This window comes from Kitasatospora nipponensis, from assembly GCF_039528135.1.
Taxonomy (GTDB): domain Bacteria; phylum Actinomycetota; class Actinomycetes; order Streptomycetales; family Streptomycetaceae; genus Kitasatospora; species Kitasatospora nipponensis.
In genome coordinates, this window is the sequence record NZ_BAAALF010000073.1 from 1 (window position 1) to 26,394 (window position 26,394).

At 73.4% G+C, this 26,394-nt stretch carries 19 protein-coding genes and 1 pseudogene; 8 read left to right on the forward strand and 12 right to left on the reverse strand.

What is annotated here, in order from left to right; translation table 11 throughout:
- Window positions 1–138 precede the first annotated feature (138 nt).
- A complete protein-coding gene (locus ABD323_RS20550; protein WP_344443240.1) occupies window positions 139–894 on the forward strand; it encodes a hypothetical protein in 756 nt (251 codons plus the stop codon).
- Between the two features lie 188 nt (window positions 895–1,082).
- Here ABD323_RS20550 and ABD323_RS20555 read toward each other — a convergent pair whose 3' ends face one another.
- Together ABD323_RS20555 and ABD323_RS20560 are read right to left on the reverse strand one after the other, a co-directional pair.
- Window positions 1,083–2,360: an Ig-like domain repeat protein gene (locus ABD323_RS20555; RefSeq protein WP_344443242.1), complete on the reverse strand. Its 1,278-nt coding sequence runs from the start codon at window positions 2,358–2,360 to the stop codon at window positions 1,083–1,085.
- 450 nt (window positions 2,361–2,810) lie between these two features.
- Window positions 2,811–4,412 (reverse strand): serine/threonine-protein kinase, encoded by a 1,602-nt coding sequence (locus ABD323_RS20560; protein ID WP_344443244.1) that lies wholly within the window; start codon window positions 4,410–4,412, stop codon window positions 2,811–2,813.
- A 191-nt stretch (window positions 4,413–4,603) separates the two neighbouring features.
- On the opposite strand from ABD323_RS20560, the gene ABD323_RS20565 reads away from it, so the two are divergent.
- A complete protein-coding gene (locus ABD323_RS20565) occupies window positions 4,604–4,861 on the forward strand; it encodes a DUF4259 domain-containing protein (RefSeq protein ID WP_344443245.1) in 258 nt (85 codons plus the stop codon).
- Window positions 4,862–5,138: 277 nt separating this feature from the next.
- Here ABD323_RS20565 and ABD323_RS20570 read toward each other — a convergent pair whose 3' ends face one another.
- A complete protein-coding gene (locus ABD323_RS20570; protein ID WP_344443246.1) occupies window positions 5,139–5,669 on the reverse strand; it encodes a hypothetical protein in 531 nt (176 codons plus the stop codon).
- Between the two features lie 188 nt (window positions 5,670–5,857).
- On the opposite strand from ABD323_RS20570, the gene ABD323_RS20575 reads away from it, so the two are divergent.
- Window positions 5,858–6,607, forward strand: a complete 750-nt coding sequence (locus tag ABD323_RS20575; RefSeq protein WP_344443278.1) for an SOS response-associated peptidase — start codon at window positions 5,858–5,860, stop codon at window positions 6,605–6,607.
- 65 nt (window positions 6,608–6,672) lie between these two features.
- Here ABD323_RS20575 and ABD323_RS46055 read toward each other — a convergent pair whose 3' ends face one another.
- From ABD323_RS46055 to ABD323_RS20605, 7 genes and pseudogenes are all read right to left on the reverse strand, one after another.
- Window positions 6,673–7,119, reverse strand: coding sequence for a helix-turn-helix transcriptional regulator (locus ABD323_RS46055; RefSeq protein WP_425556084.1), 447 nt, complete (start codon window positions 7,117–7,119; stop codon window positions 6,673–6,675).
- A 1,909-nt stretch (window positions 7,120–9,028) separates the two neighbouring features.
- A pseudogene (locus ABD323_RS20580) lies at window positions 9,029–9,568 on the reverse strand (ATP-binding protein); the annotation flags it as partial.
- A 131-nt stretch (window positions 9,569–9,699) separates the two neighbouring features.
- A complete protein-coding gene (locus tag ABD323_RS20585; protein WP_344443248.1) occupies window positions 9,700–10,902 on the reverse strand; it encodes an ROK family transcriptional regulator in 1,203 nt (400 codons plus the stop codon).
- Complete coding sequence (locus ABD323_RS20590; protein WP_344443249.1) at window positions 10,899–11,465, reverse strand: ATP-binding protein; 567 nt, start codon at window positions 11,463–11,465, stop codon at window positions 10,899–10,901. The genes ABD323_RS20585 and ABD323_RS20590 overlap by 4 nt, the downstream gene beginning before the upstream one ends.
- A 489-nt stretch (window positions 11,466–11,954) precedes the next feature.
- A complete protein-coding gene (locus tag ABD323_RS20595; protein ID WP_344443251.1) occupies window positions 11,955–14,936 on the reverse strand; it encodes an RICIN domain-containing protein in 2,982 nt (993 codons plus the stop codon).
- A 710-nt stretch (window positions 14,937–15,646) separates the two neighbouring features.
- Window positions 15,647–16,471 carry an SMI1/KNR4 family protein gene (locus tag ABD323_RS20600; RefSeq protein ID WP_344443252.1) on the reverse strand — a complete coding sequence of 275 codons (825 nt, stop codon included), beginning with the start codon at window positions 16,469–16,471 and terminating at the stop codon, window positions 15,647–15,649.
- Between the two features lie 179 nt (window positions 16,472–16,650).
- Entirely contained in the window at window positions 16,651–17,292 is a 642-nt protein-coding gene (locus ABD323_RS20605) for a hypothetical protein (RefSeq protein ID WP_344443253.1), read from the reverse strand.
- 101 nt (window positions 17,293–17,393) lie between these two features.
- Here ABD323_RS20605 and ABD323_RS20610 point away from each other — a divergent pair, with 101 nt between their 5' ends.
- The 4 genes from ABD323_RS20610 to ABD323_RS20625 all read left to right on the forward strand — a co-directional run bounded on the left by ABD323_RS20610 (window position 17,394) and on the right by ABD323_RS20625 (window position 22,990).
- Window positions 17,394–18,185 carry a DUF2785 domain-containing protein gene (locus ABD323_RS20610; RefSeq protein WP_344443254.1) on the forward strand — a complete coding sequence of 264 codons (792 nt, stop codon included), beginning with the start codon at window positions 17,394–17,396 and terminating at the stop codon, window positions 18,183–18,185.
- Between the two features lie 107 nt (window positions 18,186–18,292).
- Window positions 18,293–18,847 (forward strand): SMI1/KNR4 family protein, encoded by a 555-nt coding sequence (locus ABD323_RS20615; protein ID WP_344443255.1) that lies wholly within the window; start codon window positions 18,293–18,295, stop codon window positions 18,845–18,847.
- Window positions 18,848–19,001: 154 nt separating this feature from the next.
- Window positions 19,002–21,743, forward strand: coding sequence for an alpha/beta fold hydrolase (locus tag ABD323_RS20620; RefSeq protein ID WP_344443256.1), 2,742 nt, complete (start codon window positions 19,002–19,004; stop codon window positions 21,741–21,743).
- Between the two features lie 44 nt (window positions 21,744–21,787).
- Entirely contained in the window at window positions 21,788–22,990 is a 1,203-nt protein-coding gene (locus ABD323_RS20625) for an aminotransferase-like domain-containing protein (RefSeq protein ID WP_344443258.1), read from the forward strand.
- A 135-nt stretch (window positions 22,991–23,125) separates the two neighbouring features.
- Here the strand turns inward: ABD323_RS20625 and ABD323_RS20630 are convergent, their stop codons facing one another.
- Window positions 23,126–23,620 (reverse strand): hypothetical protein, encoded by a 495-nt coding sequence (locus tag ABD323_RS20630; protein ID WP_344443260.1) that lies wholly within the window; start codon window positions 23,618–23,620, stop codon window positions 23,126–23,128.
- Window positions 23,621–23,705: 85 nt separating this feature from the next.
- Complete coding sequence (locus tag ABD323_RS20635; protein ID WP_344443262.1) at window positions 23,706–24,680, reverse strand: Lrp/AsnC family transcriptional regulator; 975 nt, start codon at window positions 24,678–24,680, stop codon at window positions 23,706–23,708.
- Between the two features lie 191 nt (window positions 24,681–24,871).
- Here ABD323_RS20635 and ABD323_RS20640 point away from each other — a divergent pair, with 191 nt between their 5' ends.
- Window positions 24,872–26,344, forward strand: a complete 1,473-nt coding sequence (locus ABD323_RS20640) for an MFS transporter (RefSeq protein ID WP_344443263.1) — start codon at window positions 24,872–24,874, stop codon at window positions 26,342–26,344.
- Window positions 26,345–26,394: the final 50 nt, after the last annotated feature.

A 26,394-nucleotide genomic window follows, 5' to 3' on the forward strand; every position in this document is an offset into this window, starting at 1 on the left:
CGGGGATGATCATCGTCATGCCCGACGGCGGCCCTCGCAGCTGGTACACCAACTGCTCGTGCACGGCCGCAGAGCACGGCCACGGATCTTCACAGGGGACCTGCCGCGCCCGCAGGGAGGTGCTGGCACCCTTGTCAGGTGGTGAAGAACGGATTCGGTGATGACGTTCCGGGAGCTGGACAGAGGCCGGAGTTCTGGGCCGGCTACCTGGCGCGGATGTGGGATGTGGACGACTCGGACAGTCGGCTCGTCGCGAGCTGGTTCGGTACGGACACCGCCGGTGCCGACGCTGCGTGGGAGGCGCATCTGGAGCACGTGGGAGAGTTCCAACTGCCGTTCGGCGACGGTCATACCGTGCACGTGACCAGCTCCGACCTCTTCCCCATCGACTGGGGGACGGACTACCGCATCACGCACCCGGACTGGGACCCTCGGCGCGGCGACACCGGACGCCTCGCCCTGCGGGACGGAGGCAGTGTGCGCCGCAGCGGCCATGACGCCGGTCCGTACCAGAAAGGCCCGGGTCTGTCCTGGCGGGAGCTGACACACATCGCCAACACGCCTGACCTGGGCGCCCCGGGGGTCCACGACCTTCACGCCCGGCTACTGCTCCTGCTGCCCGCACTCGCTGACGCCGATCTGCCCGCCGACACGGCTGACGTGATCGGCGCGGCGCTGGTCCGGGCCGGCGTCCCCGCCCTGGAGGGGACGCGCGCGGCGGCGTTCTTCCTGGACCATCCGCTGTGGGAGGCTGCCCACTGGACCGTACCGGCCACCGGAATCCCCCAGTGTGACGCCCCGCGAAGCCCGCGGTTCGGTCGCTCCCTGGCTCAGGGCATCACCTGTGAGCAGGCCGACCGACTCGCCCGCGCGCTCGGCACGTGCCCCGCTTGAGGGCAACGCGCGCGATGCTCTCCGGCAGGTCGCACTCGTGCTCATGTGACCACAGACCGGACATCATGAGACTTCGCCGAGGCCCTGCCCGGGGAGGGCGTGTCGGTGGTTCGGGACGGGTGGGGCCCCCGCCGAGTGGTGGTTCGGCAGGGGCCCGCAGGCGTGTGCCCGGTGGTCGTGCTGCGGCGTCACTGCACCGTCAGCGTGAGGGTTTCGGGGTTGCCGCTGTTGCCCTGGTAGACGGTGTCGCCGCTGTAGACGGCGGTGATGGTGTGGGTGCCGGTGGTGCGGAAGGCTGTGACGGTCCCGGCTGCTGCGCAGTTGCCGAGGGAGAGGAACAGGCGTGCGGTGCCCAGGGTGGTGCCGGTGGTGGTGTCGGTGAACGTGACCGTGCCGGTGGGCCTGGTCGTGGAGCCGGCGGTGGGGCAGACGATGTCGCTGAGCACGACCGGAAGGCCGACCCGGGTCCGGGGAGGCATGGCGGTCAGGGTCGTCTTCACGGGCTTGCCCGGAGTGAGGTAGCTGATGGTGATGCCCGGGGCGGAGCTGGTGACGGTGGGGCCGGTGCCGCCGGTGGGGACCAGGGACGAGCCGCCGCCTCCGCCACCCCCGCCGCCGCTCGGACTGATGAAGGGGTTGATGTTGCCGCCGCCGCCTCCGCCGTAGTAGCCCCCGCCTCCGGCGCCGCCGGTCAGGGAGGCGCCCGGGCCGCCGCCGGTGCCGCCGGCCCCGAGCGTGCCGGGCCCACCTCCGTAGTACCCGCCCCCGCCGGTGCCGCCCGTCCCGCCGTGGGTGGACGTGCCCGCCCCGCCGCCGTTTCCTCCGTTGCAGGTCGCGTCCGCGCCTGGCTGACCGGCGTCTCCGCCCGAGCTTCCGGTGCACTGGCCGGCCCAGCCGGCTCCGCCGCCGCCCGCGGCCACGATGAGGCGGGAGTCGGTGGTGGTCAGGGGGGTGGTGCCGGGCTGGGTGCGGACGTCGGCGGCACCGCCACCGCCACCGGCGAAGTGGGTGCTGCCGCCGCCGTTGAAGCCACCGGTGCACTGCGCGCTGCCGGCGCACTGGCTGCCGCCGGTGGAGGTGCCGCCGACTTCGACGTAGAGGGTCTGCCCGCCGGACAGCCCGGTGAGCGTGCCGGACACCTGGGCGCCCCGGCCGCCGCTGACGCCGTTGTCCTCCACGCCGCCGCCGCCACCGATCGCCATGACGTCGACCTGCGTGACACCGCTGGGCACGGTGAACGTCTGCTCGGCGCCGGTGAAGGCGAACGTGCAGGTGGTGGTGGGGCCGGACACCGAGCAGGTGCCCTGCGCGTAGGCGGCCCCGGACAGCGCCACCGGAGCGATGGCGGCGGTACAGAACACGCCGGCCGCCACGGCCAGCGCCCGGCCCCGGGCGGCGGCCGAACCGCCACGATGCCCGGCACCAGGACCCGACCGGCGGGCAACATCCGACAGTGAGAACGTCACGATCCACTCCAGAAGACGGAAGAGGGCCTCTCGGCGGAGGATTCCTCCCACTGTGGATCACCCGGCCAAAGCCACGGCCCGCCTTCGGCCTGACACACCGTCGGTTCACACCAGCGGGTCCCCGGGCCCGCCCTTCGGCCCCACCCGACGCCCAGCGCACGATCACGGTCTCGAAGCAGGCACCCGAGTGCTATCAGAACTCGGCGATCCCGCACGGCCGGAGCATCGGGTGCTCTCGTCCCCGAGCGACAGATACGGGGCGGACCCTAAGGGCTTGCAGATGATTACTGACTTCGGCTCGTCAGCGTGAGCCTCCCCGAAGTCCCTGACGGGCTCATGGGCCTGCGGCCTGACCCTCGACACCCAACGTCACCCTGACCAGCCGAAGTCAGTACTGGCAGGCAAGCTGGCTCAGCCGCAGGCGTGCTTCCTGTCCACGGGCGCCGATCGCTAGGGGTTGGCGGCCAACACCTCGTATACGTACTTCGCCATGTCCAGGCCACGCGGTCTCGCCACGGCGGGCGCAGGCGAACCTGCGGTCTGCATCTCGTAGGACACCTGCACGAGCAGGTTGTCGATGCGGAACATCACGTGGGCGTACCCGTAGTCCTTGCCTGTCGGGTTGGAGATGCAAAGGTCGTCAGCGAAGCCATGGAGCCGCAGGGCGTTTCCGTAGAAGGAGTCCGTGCGCTCCTTTTCGAAGGCCGCTGATCCGTAAGCGCCAGATGAGAACCGGAACATCGTGACCTCGACGTCGGCGGCCCAGGGATGCTCGTACCAGTAACCTTCCGTGCTCCACCGGCATCCGTGTGACTCTGAGATACCGGCGAAGAGGATGGCGCCCGGCGCTGTGCCGTCTTCCGTGCCAGTGTCCATATCGGGAATGATCGTGCTTGATCGGCTCCCGACCTTGTCGCAGATCTCGGGGATGCTCTGGTAGCGCACAGTGACCGCCTGCGTCGGGCTTGCGCTGGGCGTCGGGCTCAGGCTGGGGGTCGGGCTGGCGCTGGGCGTCGTGGAGGGTGTGGTCGGGGAGCTTGCCGAACCCGGCTGGCGGCCGGCGGTTCCGCGGCTCTGCGAGAGTGCATACGGGAAGATGGCAACCGCCGCGAGCAGGAGGGGCGCCACCACCGCCACGGCTGTCCTGCGACTCAAGACCGACCTGCCCGGCGGGTCACGCACTTCGGTGGGCAGAGCTTTGGTGCGCGGGCGTTCACCTAGCGGTACGATCTCGGCCGTGGCAGCGGCATCTCGCAGTCCCGCGTCGGCACCCGCCGCGTCGAGGCGCAGGCCGGGATCGCGCGTCAGCAGGCCGGCGATCGTCGGTGCCAACACTCCTGCGCGCGTCATCGGTTGGGGGTCACGAGTCATGACCGCCGCGAGCGCGGCCGCCACGTTATCGGCGGCGTACGCTGGTCGGCCCTCGACGGCGAAATAGAGCGTGGCTCCCAGAGACCACAGATCCGCTGCCGGACCAGGCTCGGCTCCGGCCAGTCGTTCTGGGGCGACATAGCCGACGGTGCCGAGCAGCGCCGTCGTCTGGGGCGCGGTGGCACCGGCGACCGACGCGATCCCGAAGTCGGTGAGCACCGGTTGGCCTTTGTCGTTGAGCAGCACGTTCTGCGGCTTGACGTCGAGATGCAGGACACCCTCGCCGTGCGCTGCTGACAGTGCGTTGACTAATTGTGTGCCGACTTCAGCAGCCCGCTGCGGACTCAGCGGGCCGTTGGCCTGGACCTCTTGGTCGAGGGTACGCCCGGCGATGAAACGCATGACGATCCACGGCTGCCCGTCCTCCTCAAGGACGTCGTGCACTGCCACGATTCCCGGGTGTTCGAGGCGGGCGATCGCCCTGGCTTCGCGCATCGCACGCGCCCGTAGTCTGGCCTGCTCCTCGGCGTTGAGGCCATCCGGCAGATGAAGCGCTTTGACGGCAACCGTGCGGTGCAGCTTCTGGTCGTACCCTCGCCAGACGGAGCCCATCCCACCCGTGCCGATCGGCTTGCTCTCCAGCACGTATCGACCGTCGGCGAGGCTCTGTTGTCCGCTCACGGCCAAACCTTACAGCGGCTCATCTGAGGCAGTAGGTGAGTTCGGGTGAATCCTGCCTCGCCCTCGAAGCAGATGTAGCCCGCGCAGGCCGCCCTGGCGCTTTACCTCCGCCCAGGTCGCCTCCTTCCATGCGGTGACGGTTTCCCGCTTCTACGCGGGAGAGTCCTGCTGGCCTCATGACAGTCATGTCGGTGGCTACCGCGCTGATCTCCGCACGCCGCGACGAGGAGATCGACATGGGCACCTGGGACATCGGCCCGTTCGAGAACGACATGGTGGCAGACTTCGCAGACGCCCTCGACGAAGTGACGGAGGACGGGCGGGAGGCTCTCGTCCGAGCCACGCTCGTCCGTGCCGTCCGGGCCCGGGAGCCCGGACGAAGCCGTGCCGACCTTCGCCGCCGATCTTCAGCCACTCGCCATCGAGGCGCTCGATCGGGTCGTCGCTGATGCATCCGAGCTCGCCGAACTCCTAGGACGAGTCCGTCGATGGCCCCAAGTGGCGGCAGAGCGTCCGACGCATTCGAGCCGTGCTGGCACCGGAAGCTGAACCCCGGGAAGCCCCGCCGCAAGCCGATCGAGCCCGGGCCGCACCTCGACGGCGGGGGATTCACGGTGCGTGCCCGCGACCCCGAGGGGCGGCGGACGGGGCAACCCGCTGATGCCGGAAGAACGTTGATGGGGTCGTCCACCCTCAGGCGAACGACCCCACCAACGCTGTCAGGCCCTACGGGCAGAGGACGCCGCCGACGCCGCACGGCGGGGGCTGGACGGGGAGGCTGTTGGACCACCAGATGATGGTGTTGTTGTAGTACATCGCTATCGCGCCGCCGGGCATGATGTCCAGGAAGGCGCCGGGGTGGTTGTAGGTACCGCTGGACCACACCGGCCAGTTGGCGGCGTTGTAGACCACGAGGTTGCCGTCGCTCTGCATCACGAGGCGGTGGCCGGTGCCGTTGGTCACCGGGGCCCAGACCACCGCGCCGTTGTGGGTGAGGACGACGTTGCCGTTGCCCTGCAGCGTCAGGGCCGTCTCGCCGTAGCCGGCGGTCCAGGACTGGTTGAGGTCCAGGCCCGAACCCCCGTAGACGAAGGTGGCGGGCTCGTCGTTCGCGATGCGGGAGGCCGCGGAGACCGGGGCGGGTGCGGCCTGGGCGGCGGTCCCGGCGGCGAGGGTCGTGCCGAGGGCGAGTGCGGCACTCGCACCCAGCAGGGCGATCCGGCCGATCCCGGTGAGTCTTGAGGTGTGCCGACGCATGGGGCTCCCTTGGTCAGGTGGACGGGTGAGGTGGAAGTGCTGCGGACAACCCTGGCAGGGGCGACGGGCGTTAGCCAGGATGAATTCCAGCCACAATTCATTCACACCAGTTAACGCGCCACGGCGTCGCGCGGGCTGTGGGTGGGGCGCGCCGCCTCGTCGGCTGCGGCAGTGGCAGGCTGGACCCCATGTGCGGCCGATACGTCTCCACGACTGGTCCCCAGGACCTGACCACCCTGTTCGGCGTGACCCGCTGGGACCCCGCCGAGACCCTCGCCCCCAGCTGGAACACCGCGCCCACCGACCCGGTGTGGGCCGTCCTGGAACGCGTGGACCGCTCCAGCGGGGAGCTCTCCCGCCAGCTGCGGCCGCTGCGGTGGGGGCTGGTCCCGTCCTGGGCGAAGGACCCGGGCGCCGGGGCGCGGATGATCAACGCGCGCGCCGAGACCGTCCACGAGAAGCCCGCCTTCCGCAAGGCCTTCGCGACCCGGCGCTGCCTGTTGCCCGCCGACGGCTACTACGAGTGGATCGCCGTGCCGGCCGCCGAGGGTCGCAAGGCCTACAAGCAGCCCTACTTCATCGCGCCGGCCGACAGCGGCTCGCTGCTGGCGATGGCCGGGCTGTACGAGTTCTGGCGCGACCCCACCCGCCCCGACGACGACCCGCTCGCCTGGCTGACCACCACCACGATCATCACCACCCAGGCCCGCGACGACGCCGGCCGCGTGCACGACCGGATGCCGCTGACCATCGGTCAGGACGACTTCGACGCCTGGCTCGACCCCGACCACACCGACCCCGCGGAGCTGCGCACCCTGCTGCAGACCGCCGCCGGCGGCCACCTCATCGCCCGCCCGGTCTCCACCGCCGTCAACAGCGTGCGCAACAACGGCCCGCAGCTGCTGGAGGAGGCCCCCGACGCCCCTCCCCTGACCTGACGCGACGCGACCCGACGCGACGTGACCCGACTCGCCGCGGCGCGCCGCGGCGGATGCGGGGTCGGTCAGCGGGCGGTGCGGGGGGCGTCGCGGAGCTGCCGGCGGGTGACGCCGAGCTTGCGCAGCACGCTCGCCACGTGGTGCTCGGCGGTGCGCGGCGACAGCGCGAGGACCCGGGCGATGTCCTGGTTCGACGCGCCGCCCGCCAGCAGCCCCGCGACCTCCCGCTCGCGCGGGGACAGCTCGTCGCCGCCCGCGCGCCGGCCGCGCGGGGCCGGGCCAGGCCGGCCGCTGCCGCGCAGCAGCTGACGGCACCGCGCGGCGTCCGCGGTCGCACCCAGCCGGGCGAACACCTCCAGCGCCTCGTGCAGTTCGGCCGCCGCCGCACCCGCCTGCCCCGGGAAAGCGGCCAGCCGCAGCCGCCCGGCCTCCCGCCCCCCGCGCCGCGTGGGGGATGCGGCCGAGCGCCTCGAACCGGGCCCGCGCCCCCTCCAGGTGGCCGAGCGCCGCACCCGGATCCGGCGCGGCGGCCAGCAGACCCCGGCCCAGCAGGACCTCGGCCACGGCCGCGGGCGCGTCGCGGCCCTCGATGCCGTGCTCGGCCGCGGCGAGCAGCCGCTCCGCCTCCCCGCGCAGCCCGCACTCCAGCGCCGCCCGCACCGCGACCGGAACGACCCCGGTGGCCCACACCCACAGACCGCTGCGCAGGTTCGCCGCCACCACCGGTCCCATCCTGCGCCACGAGCGGGCCGCGTCGCCCTCCAGGAGGTCCAGGCGCCCGAGCACGGCGGCGGGCGCCTGGGCCACGTCCCAGCCGTGCAGGCCGAAGTCGCTGGTGTCGAACGGCGCGAGGTCCTCGCGCACCTTGGCCCACCGGCCCATCGCGGTGTTCAGCACGGCGCGCTGGATGAGCGCCTCGGCCTGCGCGGGCCCGGTGAGGACGTCCTGCGGCAGGGCGGCGAGCCGCTCGTCGAGCCCGTCCCACCGGCCGCCGACCACGTCCAGGTCCAGCTGGAGCACCCCGCACATCTGGTGGGTGCGCCGGTCGCCGGTGCGCAGGCTCAGGGCCTCGGCCCGGCGTTGCAGGTGCTGGGCGTGGTCGTCATGCCCGCGCAGCAGCTCGCAGTACGCGGCGTTGTAGAGGGCGCGGTTCTTCTGGCACAGGATCGCCCGCTCCGCGCCGTCCGGGGGCAGCGTGGCGATGAGTTCGCGTCCCCGCGGGTCGCCGAGGCCCTCCAGCACGGTGATCCGCGACGCGAGGACGGTGGCGTGGGCGAGGGCCGAGTCGGTCCTCGCCACCGTGCGCGCCGCCCGGTCGATGAGGTCCTCCACCTCGCGGATCGGGCTGTCGCCGTCGACGAGCACGGACATGCTCAGGCTACCCATGGCGATGGCCGCCAGGTCCGGCCGGTCCCCGAGTTCGAGGATCGCGCGTTCCTGCTCGGCCCGGCCGGCCGCGCGGTCGGGGGCCCTGGTGGTCAGGGCCCGGCTGAGGTTGAGGCGGATCTCGCCGCGGACCGCCGTGGGCAGGGCCGGGTCGGCGACGATCCGGCGCAGCTGGTCCAGGCAGGCCACCGGGTCGAGCTGGGTGATGGCGGTACTGCTGAGCGCCAGCGCGTTGGCCGTGCGGTCGGCGACGGGCAGGGTGGGCTCGGCGAGCAGTTCCTGCAGCAGTGCCGCGGCGACGCCGTCGTCGCCGACCGCGACCGCCTCCTCGGCCGCGGCCTGCGCCCTCGGCAACCATGCCGCGGTGTCGCCCAGTTGCCGGCTGTGGTGGGCGATCTGGACGAGCGCGGGCGGCGTCTGCGCGGCGAGCAGGTCGACCGCCCGGGCGTGCAGCCGCCGCCGGCGCGGAGCCGGGATCGTCTCGTACACGGCACGGCGCGCGAGCACGTGCCGGAAGCCGTACCGGGCGGTGCCGTTCTCCACCAGGACGTCCACGTCCAGCGCCGCGGTGAGCGCCCGCTCGGCCTCGTCCTCGCCGAGCCCGGCCAGCGCGGCGAGCAGTTCCTCGCTCGCGGGCACCGCCAGCACGGCGGCCGCCCGCACCACCTGTTGGCCGGCCGCGTCGAGCAGCGCGACGCGGCTGTGCACCGCCTCGCGCAGGGCCCGTGGGACCCGGGCGGAGTGCAGGACACCCGGCAGACCGGCCCGCCCCCGCACGCCGTGGGCGGCCAGCACGAGCAGGTCCTCCTCCGCGGCGAGCGGCAGGCCGCCGGTGCGCTCGCCCGCCCCCCCCCCGCCCCCCCCGCCCCCCGCCCCCCCCCGCGGGGAGGCGGTGAGCTCCCGGACCTGGGCCTCGGTGAGCGGGGCGAGCGCGATGTCGGCGCCGCCGACACCCACCGGGCGCCGGTAGGCCTGACCGAGCACGTTCCGGGGGCCAGGCAGGTCCTGGGAACGGTAGGTGAGGACCAGGCGCAGGTCCGGTGGCGGGTTGCGGGCCAGCAGCAGCATCAGCTCGCGGGTGGCCTCGTCGATCCAGTGCACGTCCTCGATCATCAGGACCACCGGGCCCAGGGCCCGCAGCAGGTCGTGGATCGCGCGCACCAGCTGCTGGTGGCGGGTGTCACCGTCCTGGTCCGCGCCGGCGACCGCGGCCGGCAGGAGCCCGGCCAGCTCGGGCAGGTAGGGCGCGAGGACGGCGGTGGCCGGGCTGAGGACGGTCGCGGGCCCGACCCGGGCGTGCCCCTCGCGCAGGGCGTCGATGACCGGTCCGAAGGGCAGCGGTTCGCGCAGCGGGTGGCACCAGCCGCGCAGCACCACCGTGTCCGAGCCCTCCAGGTGGGCGGCGGCCTCGCGCAGCAGGCGGGACTTGCCGATCCCGGCCTCGCCCTCGACGAGGACCACCGCGGGCGCCGCGCCGACGGCCGTGGTCAGCGCGTGGAGTTCCCGCTCGCGGCCGACGTGCGCGAAGCCCGTGCGGCGGCCTGGCCCCGTGCCGCTGATCTCTGTTCCGGGCATGCGCACCACCGCGTGAAGGAACGGCCGTCCGTCCTCCCCCGATCCTCGCACCGCGCTCCGGGCCGCGCCCCGCGGGCAGGCTCGGCGGCGGGGGCTGTGCGGCGGGGTGGGCGGCGTGCTGGCGCGGGTTTTCAGCCGCGCAGCCACCCGGGGGTCCACCGCTCCGACAGCACCAGGTCCACGCCGCCCAGCACCGGCGCCCGGTCGCCGAGCGTGGAGCAGCTGACCGGCACGTCGGAGTCGACGGGCAGCGCGCGCAGCGCCGCCCGTACCGGCTCGGCGAGCCGGTCGCCCAGGGCGGCGAGCGCACCGCCGAGCACGATGGCCGAGGGGTCGACCAGGAGCGTCGCCGTCGCCACCGCCTCGGCGATCAGGCCGACGTCGTCGGACCCCGGCCGGGACGACATCGACGGCTGCGACACCGACGACGCCGGCGACGTCTGCGACCCGTTCGAGGGCCGGAGGGCCGTGTCGTCCAGGTAGGCGTCCAGGCACCCGCGCCGCCCGCACCGGCAGAGCCGTCCGCCGGGGCGCACGACCAGGTGGCCCAGGCTCCCGGCCCGGCCGGGGCGGCCGCGGTGCAGGAACCCGCCGATCACCATCCCCACCTCGAACCGGCCGGTGTGGGTGATGTTGAGGAGGGTGTGCGCGCCCGCGGCCTCGCCCCGGGAGAACTCCGCGAGCGCGCCGAGGCCGGCACCGCTCGCGACGGCGACCGGGATCTGCCAGAGCCGGCCCACCAGTCGGGCCACCTCGGCCGGCTGCGGGCCGCGGGCGGCCGTGCGGGCCTCGGCCGGTGCGGGGACGCCGGCACCGGTCGGCGCGGGGGCCTCGGTCGGTGCGGGGGCCTCGGTCAGTGACAAGGCCGCGCCCAGCAGCAGCCCCGGGCCCGTCGCGGAGTCGGCCAGCACCTGCTCGACGCAGCTCAGCAGCAGCCGCTCGGTGGCCTGCGGGTCCTGGCCCTCCGGACGCTCCACCCGGCGCTCCGCCAGGACGGCGCGGGAGCGGCCGCCCACCGCGACCGCCAGGTGGCGGGGTCCGACCTCGATGGCCAGCGCGGTGCCGGCGGCGCGGTCGAAGGAGACCAGGACGGGCCGGCGGCCGGTCCGGCCGTGCGCGACGGCGTGCTGGGTGACCAGGCCCCGCGACTCCAGCTCGGAGACCAGGCTCGACACCGTGGTCAACGACAGCCCGCTGCGCTGCGCGAGGTCCTGCCGGGTCGCCGGCCCGTGGCGGCAGAGCAGGTGGAGCAGCAGGGCCCGGTGGGCCTCCCGTCGCCGGGCCGGGCCACGGGCGGGCCGGCGCTCCCCGTCGACCTGCCCTCCCGGCGTCATCGGCACACCCGCACGAGGACGGGCGAGCGCGGGTCGAGGCGCACCCGGGCCTCGACCACGGTCCCGGCCGGCCCCGAGGCGATGGTGCAGCGGTCGGTGAGCGCCCGGACCAGGGCCAGTCCCCGCCCGCACACGATGTCGTCGTCGGCGGTGCTGCGCCGGGGCTCGGGCCGCTCGCGCCAGCAGCCGCAGTCGCGCACCGACAGGAGCAGGTGCGTCGGTCCGATCCCGACCAGGATGGCGACCGAGTGGCTGCCGCTGTGCAGGACGGCGTTGGTGACGAGCTCGCTGACGACCAGCAGCGCGGTGTCGCAGGTGCTCGCGGGCAGGTCGAGATGCCGGGCGCAGGAGAGGACGAAGTGCCGCAGCCGCGGGACGGACGCGTGGTCGGCGGCCGTGGCACAGGCCGCCGGGGACCAGGCCGTCGGCGAGCAGGCCGTTGGCGAGCAGGCCGTCGGTCCCGTCGGCGAGCAGGGAGCCGGGGACCAAGGAGCCGGGGACCAGGCGGAGGGTGGGCCGGCCGGGTGCTCGGCGGCCGGTCCGAGGGAGCGGGTGATGATCATGTCGGTCTCCCGGCGTCATGGTCGGGCGGTCGCGGGGGCGGCGGACGGGCCTGGACGCGTTCTCGGCGTCCAGGGCCGCCTTCGTCGCCCCTCAGGCGGTGCGGCCGCGTGGTCGTGCGGTGGTTCGGGTCGGTCGGCCGAGGCCCATCGGCGGAGTTCCGCGGGCTGAGTTCCGTCCCGGAGTTCCGTCCCCGGAGGGTCATCGGCGCGGGGTCATCGGCGGAGTTCCATCAAAGATCGGCCCGCGCAGCCGCGGCTACGGCTGCGCGGCGGTATTCCGGTGTCGTTTCGGCCTCGTGCGGAGCCGGCCGGCACGGTGCCTGGGTAGTGGGTAGGTAGTTCGCCCTGCCGGCACCCGGAGGTGAGTGGCGCCGGGTGCGTGCCGGTCGTACCGCACGGACCGGTGGCCCCGGTCCCGGCGGGGACCGGGGCCACCGGCGCCGGCTGGTGCCGGCTGGTGCCGGCTCGTTCAGGTGGTCGGAGCGGGTGTCAGCCGGCCTGGAGCGTCCACTGCTGGGTGGCGGAGGTGCCGCTCGGGGTCTGCTGCACGAGGTCGGTGTTCCTGACGGTGGCGCCCCCGGCGGTGTCCAGGGCCTTGCCGCTGTTGAGGTTGAGGACCGTCCAGTTGCCGTTGGCCGCCGGCCGGAAGGCCCACTGCTGGCTGGCGCTGGCGGCGGCACAGGTCGCCTGCTGGATCCTGGACTGGTCGGCGGTCGGGGGCGCGGCGACGTCCAGGCAGAGACCGGAGTTGCCGTTGGTGATGGTGAAGTAGCCCGCGGTGCCGGCGGTGTGCAGGGTCCACTGCTGGTTCGGGGCGCCGTTGGGCGTCCACTCGATCGCCGAGCCGCCGGGCACCTTGGAGCCGCCGGACATGTCCATCGCCAGGCCACCGGAGGCGTCGGTGAAGCGGTACGAGACGCCGTCGACCGGCATCGGGGTGAGGTTCCACCGCTGGTTGGCCTGGCCGGTGGCGTGGTACTGGATGACCTTGGTACCGGGGGTGCCCAGCGCCTGGTAGACGTCCATCACCTTGCCGCTGAGCTTGCTGGTGAGGGTGTAGGCGCCGTCGGTGGTGGGAGCGAGGAGCCAGCGCTGGTTGTCCCCGCCGTTGGCGGTCCACTGCTGGAGCTGGACGCCGTCGTTGCCGCTGTTGCCCGGCACGTCCAGGACCTTGCCACTGGCCACGTCCGTCAGCGTGTAGGCGCCGCCCGCGGCGCTGAGCTGCCACAGCTGGCTGGTGGCGGCGCCGGGGGGCTGCTCGACCGCCTTGGCCCCCTCGGCGGCCGGGTCGCCGGACAGGTCGAGGGCCTGGCCGGTGAGCTCGCTGGTGATCCGGTAGGTGAAGGGGGTGGGCTGGACGCCGCCGGCGGCGACCGGGGTGACGGTGAGGTTGTCGAACTCCTGGGTCTGGTAGCCGTCGAGACCCAGGCCCACCTGGCCGGCGGCGAACGTGGCGTCGGTGGCGGTGCCGAGCGGGTGGCCGTCGACGGATCCGGTGATGCTGCTGCCCTGGACGGTGACCGCGAGGTGGTGCCAGCTCCCGGTGCCGAGCGCCGTGGTGTGGCCGGACTGGAGGGTGGTCAGCGCGCCGCCGGTGTCGCTCCTGACGATGGACCAGTCACCGGTGTCGGCCACCTCCAGGTAGTAGGCGTCGATCTTGCTGACGAAGCTCTGCGTTCCCACCCGGGCCATCACCCGCACGGATCCGGGCTGCTCCAACAGGGAGTCGACGCCGACCGTGTAGTCACGCCACCCGCCGTCGCCCAGCAGCGTGTAGGGCTGGGAGTAGTTGCCGCCCCACTTGAGCGGGGCTTGGGGCGCCATCTGGCGCACGCACTGGCCGCCGCGCCCGCCGCCGCAGGGGCCCACCTCGAACGAGCCGTTCATGTCGGAGAGCAACGCGGCCTGGCTGTGCGGGGCGTAGCCGTCGAAGCCGTCGCTGTAGGGCAGCGCCATGGCGGCCGGCGGCGGGACGGCGGCGCTGCCCTTGGACTGGCCGGTGGTGGTGGTGAGCGAGTAGACGTAGCCGGGCTGCGCGGTGAAGGAGTAGCCGCCGTTCTGCGGGGTGAGGTCGGCGGTGTGCAGGAGGTACTGCGCGGGGTCGCCGGAGGTCAGGTTGCTGGCCCATACGTGCACGGTGCCGGCCGACAGGCCTCCCTTGACCTGGAGGTTGACGGTCTGCGGGGCGTTCGCGGTGGTGGTCTCCACGATCGTCGACCAGTCGCCGCCGCCCGGCGCTCTGAGGGTGACGTAGCTGCCGTTGGACTCGTTGCCGCCGAGGTGGCCGGAGGCCGAGTCGATGAACGTCCAGCCGGCCTTGGTGAACTGGGTGACCTGGGCGGTGGACCAGACGGTGGCGCCCACGGTGTAGTGGCCCGACCAGGGCTGGTCGGCCTGCAGCAGGCCCACGGTGTCGAACGGCAGGTTCGGGTAGATCGCGGCGACGAGCGGCCAGTTGAACGTCGCGGTGATCCTCCCGTCGACGTAGCCGCGGGTGATGGTGCGGATCTGCGGCGCGGTGCCGGTGTTCAGGTCGAGGGAGCCGTTCTCGCTCGCCCAGATCGGCTTGCCGGACTGCAGGGCCGCGGGCGGCACGGGGCAGTTGTAGGCGGTGCCGGTGTCGCCGGTCCCGCCGTTGGTGCCCTCGCAGGGGTAGTGGTGGCCGATGATGTCCACCGAGTCGGCGAAGGCGGGGTCGGCGGCCATCGCGGTGAGCAACGGCCAGGTGCCGGTGGTGTCGCTCCGGACCGGGAAGCCGGTCCAGTTGTCGTCCGCCACGAGGCGCACCGCGCCGTACCCGGAGGCGTTCAGCGAGGAGCGCAGTTTCGGGAACCAGGTCGGGTCCGGGGTGCCGCTCTCGTTGCGGCCGCCGAGGTAGTCGATCGTCAGGCCGTGCTGCTTGGCGCAGCCGAGCCAGTCCGTGAGGTAGCTGATGCCGTTGTCGTTCCAGAAGTCGCCCTTGCCGGGGGTGGCGACCCAGCCGGGCGCGCCCCAGGCGAGGGCGGCGAGCTTGATGTCGGGGTTGCGGGCCTTGGCCTGCTCCATCAGCCACCACTCGTAGCCGGTGTCGCAGTGCACCTGGCCCTGCACGTGCTCGTGGGAGGCCTCCGCGCCGTCGGTGGAGTTGGTGTCGCCGCCGATCTCGACCTTGAGGACCTGCAGCGCGGCGCCGTAGCCCGGCTTGAACATGTAGTCCAGGATCTGGGACCGCTGGGGCTCCGGGTAGTCGGACAGCAGCCGCGAGTTGCCACCACCGCCGCTGACGGCGCCGACCCCGTCGAAGGTCCGGCCGGTGCCGGCGCCGTCGACGGTCACCGAGGTGTCGGGGATCGGTCCGGCCGTCGACAGCGGCGCTCCGGGAGTGGCGTCGGCCGCCACCGGCGGCGCCACCGCGAGCAGGTTCCCGGCGCTGAGCGCGAGCAGGCACAGGGCGCCAGCCACCCGGCGGCGCCGAAAGCGGGTTCCAGCCATGGATCATCCTCCAGTGAGCCGTTACTTCTGGGATCGGCGACACTTCACCAGCTGCGGGGAATGCATTCCACACCCGGCTTCTGACGGTGTCGGCGGAAATTCAATGACCCCGCCGATTCCCTGTCAAGACAACCGGATCAACCTGCTGGAAATGGGCCGGTTAACTCAAGTTTCCGCAGTTGAAAGGGGGTTGCGGCCATGGTGACGACGACAGGATTGCGGCATTCGGGACCGGCGGCGGGCAGCTGGCGACCGGTGTGATGGCGCCCGTCTCGTGCAGGCGGATAAAGCCGCCCCGGCGGACATCGAATTCCCTTTGACGCCCGGCAGCCGGAGCGGAACCGGCGGGCCGCGCGCACGGCTGCCTGTGGGCGGCGGCGCGAGGCGGTCCAAGATCCTTCTTGTGGGTACTCGTCGGTCAGCGTAGGCCCGAAACCAACGGGAAACAAGATAGCTGCACAGGCTTCTCCGTCAGTTTCCAACAGAGTCGAACATCCACTAGGGCCTGACGAGCCGTCCGATCACACACCATGCATGGCAGTTGGCGATGAGTGGACATGACACTGCGTCAGCTGACACCTCGGGCATCTGCTGACTCCGAACTGCCCGGCCTTGCTGACGGTGCGTCAACGCAACGGGCCGAGCGGGTATCCGCCGAGTCGGCCGGCGACCCGGCCGCGGGTAGCGCAGCCGGCGAACCCGTCCTCACGTCATCCGCGGTCGGCCCCGGCGGCCAGCCAGCCGAGCAGGTCGTCGGTCACCCACTCGCCGACGCCGGGGCGGTCGATGTCGCTGTCCCCCGCGCCGAGGTCGAGACGGTAGACGGACGTTCGGTCACCGTCGCCGGGCCTGCTCCCGGTCCCGGTCCCGTCCTCGGGCCTGCTCCCGCTCGGGCTCGCGCGGCGCATGAACAGGCCCTGCCCGCCGCTGTCGTCACCGATGAGCACCCACTGCGGCTGGTACTCGGCCACCTCGTACGTCTCGTTCCGTTCGAGGATGTCCAGCGGACCGTAGACCAGCACACCGTCAGGGAGCAGGACGCCCGGCGTGGACCGCCAGAGCCGGGCCAGCTCGGGGGTGGGCCCGTCGCCCAGCCCGGCGGCGCGCGCCACGCGCCCGGTCAGGAAGCCCGCGAACGAGTCCGCCACCGACTCCTGTGCACCGCTGCACCGATCACACCGGATCACCGGGTACTCGGTACCCGCACCCGAGCGTGTCGGCCGGTCGAGCGCGAAGTGGTAGCTGTCGCCACCGTCCGGCTCGACGTGGAAGCAGAACCGGTCCCCGTCGAGCCGCCACCCCGCGGGGAGGTCGCCAGCGTCCCGCTCCCCGGGCGGCCCGAGCCTCGCGAGCGGCGCACCGTCGAGCTCGCCGTCGTTGTACTCGGCCAGCCACCACCGGTACGACGGCGCGAAGGGCCCCACCGCCCCCTCGGCCGCGCGGATCCACCCCTCCGGCGCCCCGCCCCCGGACCGCGCGACGATCGTGGGCGACGCGTCGATCAACGCCCGCAGGAGCACAAGGTCGACCATCACGGCCGCGAGTCTGCCACAGCCTCACCCCGCCCACCGCGCACCGCCCGCCGCCCACCGCCCACCGAAGGAGCGGGCGGGGGCTGCCACTTCGACCCTCGCCCCGGCGCTGCAGCACACCCCACCGGGGCCTGTCGCGTCACTCGCGCGGCGCCTTCGCGGCCTCGGTGACGGCCGTCTCCTCAGCCGAAGACGATGGCGTGGCCGCTGGCGATGCTCGACCGGCAGGCCGCATGGAGCTGGGCCCAGGCGAACTTCTCGGGCTCGAAGGGGTCGGTGCTCGCGAGGGCGCCCAGCTTGGCCCGCTCGGCCGGGGAGAGCGTTCCGTCCTCGTCGGGGTGGATGCCGATGCCCGGTGCCAGCCAGAGCAGTTCGGACTGCAGGCGCTGGCTGGACCCGACCATCCCGTAGCCCGCGACGCCGTCCTCCTCGGGCAGGAACAGTGGCTCGCTCAGGTCGACCGGCACGTAGTAGCCCGCGTTGTCGGCGTGGCAGAGCAGGTGCGACGAGAACATCGACAGCTCGTCCTGGACCTTCTCCTGGTCCCGGGCGTACTGCTCGTCGTCCACGGCGCGGGCCGGGGTGACGGGTTCCCCGAGCAGCCGCAGGACGTACGAACGGCGCAGGTGGCTCAGGTAGCCGTACGGGAAGCCGCCGGCGTGCAGGGCACCGCCGGCGGGATCGCCACCCGGCTCGCGCCAGTCGACGCCCTGCCCGGCGAGTGCCCGGTTGAGCAGGTCGAAGGCGCCCAGGTGGTGTTCCCACCCCTCGGGGTCGTTTCGAGCCAGGTCGTTCAACAGCCCCACGGTGATCGAGAGTCCCATGCCCGCAAGGGTAGGAGGTGGGTCGGACACGGCGGTCGCGGACTCCGGGGCGGTTGGTAATTCGCGGCGGGGCACGGCGGTTCGGGCCTACTGTGCGTCGCATGATCGATTGGAAGAGCATCGAGGCCACCGGCTACGCCGTGCCCGCCGGCCACCCCTTCGAGGACCTGGTGCGAGCGCTCTCGCGTGCCCTGGCGGACCCCGATCCGCTGATCCGGGACGGGGCGGCCTACTCCGTCCTGTCGACCTGGATAGCCCGCGGGGTGATCGACGCGCCCCGCCGGCTGGCCCTGGGCGACGAGATGGCCGTCCGCTTCGCCGACCCGGAGGTCCAGGCCCGCACCTTCGCCCCTCTCGTGCTCGACATGCTGGTGGAGAAGGGGGACTTCAGCGCCGAATGGGTGACCGCCTTCGAGCGCTGGTACCCACGGGAGCAGGACCTGCGGGGCCACGACGGCACGCTCGGCTGGCTGCACGCGGCCGCGCACGGCGCGGACCTGCTGGGCAGCTTCGGGTGCCACCGCGAGGTGTCCCCCGTGCGGATGCTGGACCTTGCCGCCGCGCGCCTGACCGCACCCACGGTGCACGTCTTCGACCAGTTGGAGGACGACCGCCTGGCGAAGGCGATCGCCCGCGTGCTCACCCGGCCCGATCTGAGCGAGCGCGACGCGACGGCCTGGCTGGACCCGGTCGCCGCCCGGTTCGGCGCCGACACCGTCACCGTCCCGGTCCCCGCGCACTTCACCAACTGCCTGCGCACGCTGCGCCTGCTCTACATCCTCGCGGACCGCGGCGTGCGACCGGACGCCACCTCGGCCCCAAAGGCCCTCCCGCACCGCGAGCCGGTCAAGGCCGGACTCGCCGAGGTCCTCGACCTGATGGTCCGCCGGTGACTGCGGCTCGACGGTGGTGGGGAACTGCCCGCCTCCTCCGGATCCCGGAGGTCGCACCGGCCTCGGAGGCCACCCTACGGGGTCCGGATGAGGGAGGCGGCCGGCGCGTGACCGCCCGTGGCGGCTGGGACGGTGCCTCGGTGCGGGCCCGGGTCGCGGCCATGGCGGCACAGGACCCCGGCCTTGAACGGTTCGGCGCCGCGAGTCACGGCTACCGGCTGCCCGCTCCGCTGACGGAGCGGGAGGTCCACTCCTTCGAGCGCGCGTACGGTGTCACGCTGCCCGTGTCCTACCGCGGCTTCCTGACCGAGGTGGCGGACGGCGGGGCCGGTCCCTGTCACGGCCTCTTCCGGCTCACCGAGCTCCCGGCCGAGGACGAGGCGGCCTTCGACCTTCGGGAGGAGGGTCGAACGCCCGGCTTCCTGGCCACACCCTTTCCGTACGTCCAGGGGCACCCCGGGCCCGGCCGAGCGGGCCACGCCGACTACTCGGTGCGTGGGACCCTCGTCCTCGCGGAGGCGGGCTGCGGCGAGTTCCACCGCCTGGTCGTCACCGGGCGGAGCGCCGGCCAGGTGTGGTCCGACGACCCGGGCTGGGGTGGTCTGACCCCGGGCCCGGATTTCCGCCAGTGGTACACGGAGTGGCTGCACGGGGCGAGTTGACGGCGGCTCCGGTACCGCATCCGCCGCCGCGCCCGCCTGTGCCTCCGCCTCCGCACCCGCCTCCGCACCCGGCGATCTGAGGGGGCGTCACGGTTGGGTAACGCGGGGTCAATCCACTGGTGTGTACCATGGCACATATCACATGATGCCTGCCATGAACGCCTTCAAACCCCTCCTGTCGGCCGCCACGGCCGCCGTCGTCCTCAGCGGGGCGCTCGTCGCCTCCGCGCCCGCCTCCGCCGCTCCGTCCGACCTGGCGGACAGCGGGCAGGGCCGGCTCGCCTGGAGCTCCTGCAACGACGCCACCACCCCCGCGCTGCAGTGCGCGATGCTGGACGTGCCGCTGGACTACGCGCACCCGGGCGGCACCAAGATCCAGATCAAGCTGAACCGGCTCCCCGCCACCGCGCCCAAGGACAAGCAGCAGGGCCCGATCCTGCTGAACCCCGGTGGTCCCGGCGACTCCGGCCTGTGGATGCCGGCCTCGATCTCCGGGGCCATCCCGCAGGACGTCGCCGGCACCTACGACTGGATCGGCTTCGACCCGCGCGGCACCAACGGCAGCGTGCCGCACGTGACCTGCGACCCGCACTACTTCGACGCCGAGCGGCCCGACTACCAGGTCTCCCAGGGCACCTCGAAGGCGTGGCTGGAGAAGTCGGCCGGCTACGCGGCCGACTGCGCCGCGGACTGGAGCTGGATCCTGCCGCACATGACGACCGTCGACAACGCGCGGGACATGGACAGCATCCGGCGGGCGCTCGGCGTCCAGAAGATCAACTTCTACGGCGGCTCCTGGGGCACCTCGCTGGGCTCGACCTACGGCCAGCTCTTCCCCTCGCACGTGCGCCGGATGGTGCTGGACAGCATCGTCGGTCCCACCATCAGCTGGTACGACCACAACATCCTTCAGGACAAGGAGCACCAGCGCCGGTTCGACGCCTTCGCGGCCTGGGCCGCCAAGGCCGACTCGGTCTACCACCTGGGCACCGACGCGGCCACCGTCGAGCAGAAGTACCAGCAGGTCGAGACCGCCCTGCGGACCGCCCCGGTGGACGCCTCCCCGGCTCCCGGGAAGATCGGTCCCGCCGAGTTCGAGGACACCTTCTACGGCGGCGGCTACAACTTCCTGCGCTGGCCGCGGATGGCGACCGTGCTGTCGGCCTACGTCAACTCCCACGACACCCGGCCGCTGAACATCGCCTACAACCGCTACGCGGCGCCGGGCGCCGACGACGGCACCTTCCCGGCGTACAACGCGGTCCAGTGCACCGAGAACAACTGGCCGCGCGACTGGGAGACCTGGAAGAAGGACCAGGCGAAGGTCAACGCCACCGCGCCCTTCTACACGTACAACAACATGTGGTACAACACCGCCTGCATGTTCTGGCCCTACCAGGGCGACCAGTCCGGCCGGTTGAAGATCACCGGCAAGGGCCTGCCGCCGGTGCTGCTGTTCCAGGCCACCGAGGACGCCGCCACCCCGTACCAGGGCGGCGTCGCGATGCACGACGCGCTGCCCGGTTCCAAGCTGGTGGTCCAGAACGGCGGCAGCTTCCACGAGATCCTCTTCCACGGCGACGCCTGCCTGGACGACACCTTCACCGCCTACCTGCGGGACGGCAGCCTGCCCACCGGCACCGGGCCGATCGCCAAGACCTGTGCCCCCGAGGCCGATCCGGTCCCGGTCTACGTGACCCCGCCGCCGGTCGCCCCGAACGCCGCCCCGAGCCTGACCGCCCAGTCCACCACCGGCCTGGCGCCCACCGGGGGCGGGCGGCCGGCGGAGCAGGGGGCGCGCGGGGCGGGGCCGGGCGACCGGTTGCCCGGCCCGGCCCGGCCCGGCCCGGCTCGGAAAACGGTTCGACCGCTTCACCAGCGCCTGGAACAGTGGCGCCCCATGACGGACTTCGAACTCCTGACTGCCGCCGACATCCCGCTGATGCAGGGTCTGGCCCAGCGCGTCACCGCCATCCGCCCGGACCTGATCAGCGCCGACGCCTCGTACGGCGAGCTGGCCTGGGTCTGGGGCAAGGGGCGGGCCTCCCAGGGTGCGACCTGGCGACGCCGGCTCTGGTACTCCGGCGACGACCTGGTGGCGTGGGGCTGGGCCTCCCTCCCGTGCCGGGTGGAGCGCGGTGACGGGTCGGTCGCCGAGGTCTCCGGTGCCTTCCTGAGCTACCAGGTCCACCCCGAGCACACCGAGCTGGTCGACGAGGTGATCGAGTGGTACGACGGCGTGGCGGCCGGCCTGGAGCGCACGGTCCTGCCCACCACCGCCGAGGAGTTCGCCCTGCGGCGATGGGCGGCGCACGGCTACCGGACCAACACGGCGGCGCTCCACGACACCGGTGACTGGACCCAGCTCAACAGGCGGGACCTCGCCGAGGTGGCCCAGCCGACCCTGCCGGCCGGCTACCGGTTCCGCACCGCCGACGAGGCGGGACCCGAAGCCGTGGTCCAGGCCCACGTGGACGCCTGGGCCCCCTCCGCGTACACGGTCGGGAGCTACCAGGACGTCCGGCAGACCGCGGGCTACCGCGGCGACCTGCACGTCCTCGTGCAGGCGCCGGACGGAACGATGGCGGCCTCGACGATCATGTGGTTCGACGAGGTGAACCGGACCGTCGAGTTCGAGCCGGTCGGCACCCATCCGAACCACCGGCGGCTCGGGCTGGCACGCTCGATGCTGCTGCGCGGGATGCTGCTGGCGCGGGCGGCCGGGGCCACCCATGCGACGGTCGTCTGCCTGGGTGCGCCGGGCCATCCCGCCGCGCGCGGGCTGTACCACGACCTCGGGTTCCGGGAGCTCTCGCGGGACGCGCCGTTGATCAAGCCCGCCACCGCGACGACCGAACGGCGTCGGCAGGACGGCCACCTGGCGACCACATCGTGAAATCCTTCTGGACGCCGGGTCAGGTCTTCGTAGGGTGAACGGATATGACGACCCAAACCGCTGTCGGAGCCGCCGCCGTTCCCGCTCTCGCCGCCCGCACCGCCGCCGTGGGCGGCTCCCCCGTCCGTGAGATCCTGGCGCTGACCGCCCGCCCCGAGGTCATCTCGTTCGCGGGCGGTCTGCCCGCTCCCGAGCTCTTCGACGCGGCGGGCATCCGCGCGGCCTACGACGCGGTACTGCGCGAGTCGCCGCAGCAGGTCCTGCAGTACTCGACCACCGAGGGCGACCCCACGCTGCGGGCGACCGTCGCCGCCCGCCTCACCGCGCGCGGACTGCCCACCGACCCCGAGGAGTTGCTGGTCACCGGCGGCTCGCAGCAGGGCCTGTCGCTGCTGGCCTCGGCGCTGCTGGAACCCGGTGACACCGTCCTGGTCGAGGACCCGTCCTACCTCGCCGCGCTGCAGTGCTTCGGACTCGCGGGTGCGCGGATCGTCCCGGTCCCCACCGACGCCGACGGCATCGTGCCCGACGCCCTGGACGCCCTCGTCGCGGCGCACCGGCCCAAGCTGCTGTACCTGGTGCCCAACTTCCAGAACCCGACCGGCCGCACGCTCCCGCTCGCCCGCCGCGCGGCCGTCGCGCAGGTGGCGGCGCGGCGCGGACTGTGGATCGTCGAGGACGACCCGTACGGCGAACTGCGGTTCGGTGGCGAGCCGGTGCCGTGGGTCGCGGGCTGCGCCGGAGCGGAGGACCGCACGGTGCTGCTGAGCGGCTTCTCCAAGGTGATGGCCCCCGGGCTGCGGCTGGGCTGGCTGCGCGGTCCGGCCGAACTGCGGCGGGCCTGCGTGGTGGCCAAGCAGGCCGCCGACCTGCACACCTCGACGGTCGACCAGGCCGCCGCGGCCCGCTACCTCGCCGACCGCGATCTCGACGCCCACCTCGCCACCGTCCGCAACGCCTACCGCGAACGGCGCGACGCCCTGCTCGCGGGTCTGCCCGACGCGTTGCCCGCCGGCAGCAGCTGGAACCGCCCGGACGGCGGCATGTTCCTCTGGGCCCGCCTGCCCGCCGGTCACGACGCCACCGCCCTGCTCCGGCGGGCGGTCGCCCACCAAGTGGCCTACGTCCCCGGCGCACCCTTCTTCGCCGGCCCCCCGGACCCGGCGACCATGCGCCTGTCGTTCACCACCCACTCCCCCGCCGAGATCGCCGACGGCCTGACCCGCCTGGCCGCCGCCCTCACCTGAGCCCGTCCCGGGCGTGCCGCAGCTTGTGGACGAAGCGGTGCACGTGGGGGTCGGGCAACTGCGCCGGCTCCCGCAGCACCTGCTCGTCTGGGCAACCGGCTCAGCCGACCGGGGACGACGCGATGGTGGGGACCGTCATCCCCGCGGGCGTCGTGCCAGGCGGTGGGCCTCGGAGGTGACGTCGGCGTCGACCTGGGCGGCTGTTCGGCCGCTGTACTCCAGGGTGTCGTACTCGTCGTCGAGTTCCGCGAGCCGTTGAGCCGGCGGGAGGCGATGGCCGAAGCGCTGATGAACCTGGAAGGCCAGTTCCCGCGGCGTCAGCTCACCCGCCAGCATCTGGTTGGCGAGTACTCGAACGGCGGCCTCCTGGCCGGCGGCACTCCCGGGCGGGTAGTGGGTGAGGCCCAGCTCTTCGAGGACCACGGGCAGGATCTCGGGGACCTCGTAGTCGGCCTCGTTCCGTGAGCGTGATGCCAGGATCCGCAGCGCCGGGCTGTCGAGTCCACCGGCGAGGGCGTCGCATGCGGTGCTGACGACGTCGTGGGCCCGGATCGCGCCGATACTCCAGAGGATGGCGCGGTGTTGCAGGGCGTCGGCCGCGGAGGGAGGCGCGGAGGGAATCGAGGTCACTCGGACATGATCGCTCGATGCCGCGGTCCGGTCGAACGGTTTCACGGTCGGGGCTGCTCGGCGGGCTGTGCCCGGCGGTGGGTGGTCAGCCGCGCAGGGTGGCGGCGGCCTTGTAGGTGCGCAGGACCGGGGCGGTCTCGAGGCGGGTGATGGCGTCCAGGGCGACGCGGCGGGTCAGGTAGTGGTGCAGGGCCTCCGCGTCGCGGCACAGGGCGTGGGCGACCAGGTTGGTGGGGCCGGTGGTGGCGGCGACGACGGCGAGTTCGTCGTGGGCGGCCAGCGCGGTGGCGACCTCGTCGAGGCGGCTGGGGGCGACCTGCATCCACAGCAGCGCGGAGACGGTGATGCCGAGGACCGCCGGCTCGATGTCGATGTCGAAGAACAACGCGCCGCGCGACCGGAGTTCGGTCAGGCGTCGGGTGACCGTGGCCGGTGTGGAGCCGGTCGCAGCGGCCAGGTCCGCGTAACTGGCCCGGCCGTCCTCGCGCAGCACGGCCAGCAGGCGCAGGTCGGCGTCGGTGAACGGGTGGGGGTCGTCGTCGGCGGTACCGGACGGCCCGGCGTGGGCGCGCAGTTGGGCCTGCTGGGCGGGGGTGAGCGCGCCGAGGCGGCCGCGCCACGCGGTGGGTCCGCCCAGGTAGGTGTGCAGCAGGTAGTGCGCGGAGACCGCGGTGATGCCGGCGGTGCGCGGGATGTCGCGCAGCAGGAGGGAGTGGGCGTCCGGGCCGCTGGGCGGGGTGTGGATGATCGTGACGATCTCGGTGCCACCGGAGGTCAGTCGCACCCACGACGTGTCGGGGCGGCGGGCCAGCGCGAGCGCGATGTCGTGGGCGGTGCGGGTGGCGGCGGTCAGCCGGACGAACCACTGGTGCGCGTGGGCGCTGCGCGGGGTCGGCAGGGCGACCACGCGCAGGCCGCCGTCGGCGGACAGGCGTCGGTAGCGGCGGACCACGGTCTGGGTCGAGGATCCGAGGACGTCGGCGATGAGGGTGAACGGGGCGCGGGCGTCCAGGTGGAGGGCGTGGATCAGGCCGCGGTCGAGGTCGTCCAGTGCGAGCATATTCCTCAAAGTAGCCGCTGGAATGGATGAAATCCTCGATCTCGCGGTCGGAAATGGAATCGGGTGGGAGCGCACGGCCAGGGTGGTGGGCACGCGGGAGACGTCGAGGCCGACAAGCCGACAGGCCGACAGGCCGACAGGCCGCCTTGCCGCGGACCCGCACGACCACACCACCCACACCGGGGAACCTGATGACCGAGTACTCGACCGCAACCACCACCCCCACCCAGCCGAGCCCCGCCGCGTACCGCTGGCGGTGGGTCGCACTCGTCGCCCTGCTCACCGCCGAGGCCATGAACCTCCTCGACGCCACCATCGTCCAGGTCGCCGGCCCCGTCATCCACGGCGACCTCGGTGGCCCCGCCGCCGCGATCCCCTGGTACAGCGCCGCCTACACCCTCACCTTCGCACTCGGTCTGCTCACCGCCGCCCGCCTCGGTGACCTGGCCGGCCGCCGCCGCGTCTTCCGGATCGGGGTGAGCGCCTTCGCCCTCACCTCGCTGGCCTGCGCGCTGGCCCCCGACACCGCCGCGCTCATCGGCCTGCGCGCCGTGCAGGGCGTCGCCGCCGCCCTGATCGTCCCCCAGACGTTCGGGCTGATCCGCGCCATGTTCGACGGCGACGAACTCCCCAGGGCGCTGGGCACCATCGGTCCGGTCATGGGCCTGTCGGCGGTCCTCGGCCCGGTCCTGGGCGGCGTGCTCACCCACGGCGACCTGTTCGGCACCTCCTGGCGCGCGGTCTTCCTGGTCAACCTGCCGCTCGCGGCCGCCGTCCTGGCCATCGCCCCGCGCCTGCGCGAGGACCGCGCCCCCGTCCGCCCCCGCCTCGACCCGGCCGGCACCGCCCTGGCCATGGGCGGCACCGCGCTGCTGGTCTGTCCGCTCGCCGCCGGTACCGGCGCGCCGGGTGGGGCCGCGTGGGGCGCCGCCGCGCTCGGCGCGCTCGTCCTGATCGTGTTCGCCGCCCACCAGCGCCGGGCGGCCGCCGCCGGCGGCACCCCGCTGGTCGAACCCTCGCTGCTGCGCGGCCGCGCCTTCCCGGCCGCGCTGGCCACCTCCACGCTCTTCTTCGCCGTCATGAACGGCGTCATGATCACCGTCGTGCTGCACCTCGAACTGGGCCTGCACACCGGTCCGCTGACCGCCGGTCTGACCCTGCTGCCGTGGTCCGCGGGCCTGGCCCTCGCCTCCTGGGGCGCCGGCAGCCACCTGGTCCCCCGCTACGGCACCCGCGTCCTGCACGCCGGCATCGCCGTCCTCGCCGCCGGCCTGGCCGCCGCGGTGCTCGCCTACCGGGCCGCGCCCGCCGGCCACTACCCGCCCGGCCTGCCCTTCGCCCTCGCCCTGGCCGGCCTCGGCGTGGGCCTGTTCACCCCGCCGTTCTTCACCGCCGCGCTGCGCCGGGTCTCCCCCCAGGAGACCGGCTCCGCGGCGGGGCTCCTCAACGCCGTCCAGCAACTCGGCGGCACCCTCGGCGTCGCCCTGGTCGGCGGCGTCTACCTGACCGGCGACTCCTGCGGGCAGGCCGCGGGCCTCAGCGCGCAGCACGCACTGGTGACGGCCGGGGCCCTGCTCGCGGTGACGGTACCGGCGGCCTGGGCGATGACCACGCGCCGCCGCGGAAACCCCGACCCCGCCCAGCCGAGCAGGGACGCCCACTGACGCACGGGTCCACGCCGCTGACACGCCCGGCCACGACGGGACACCGGTAG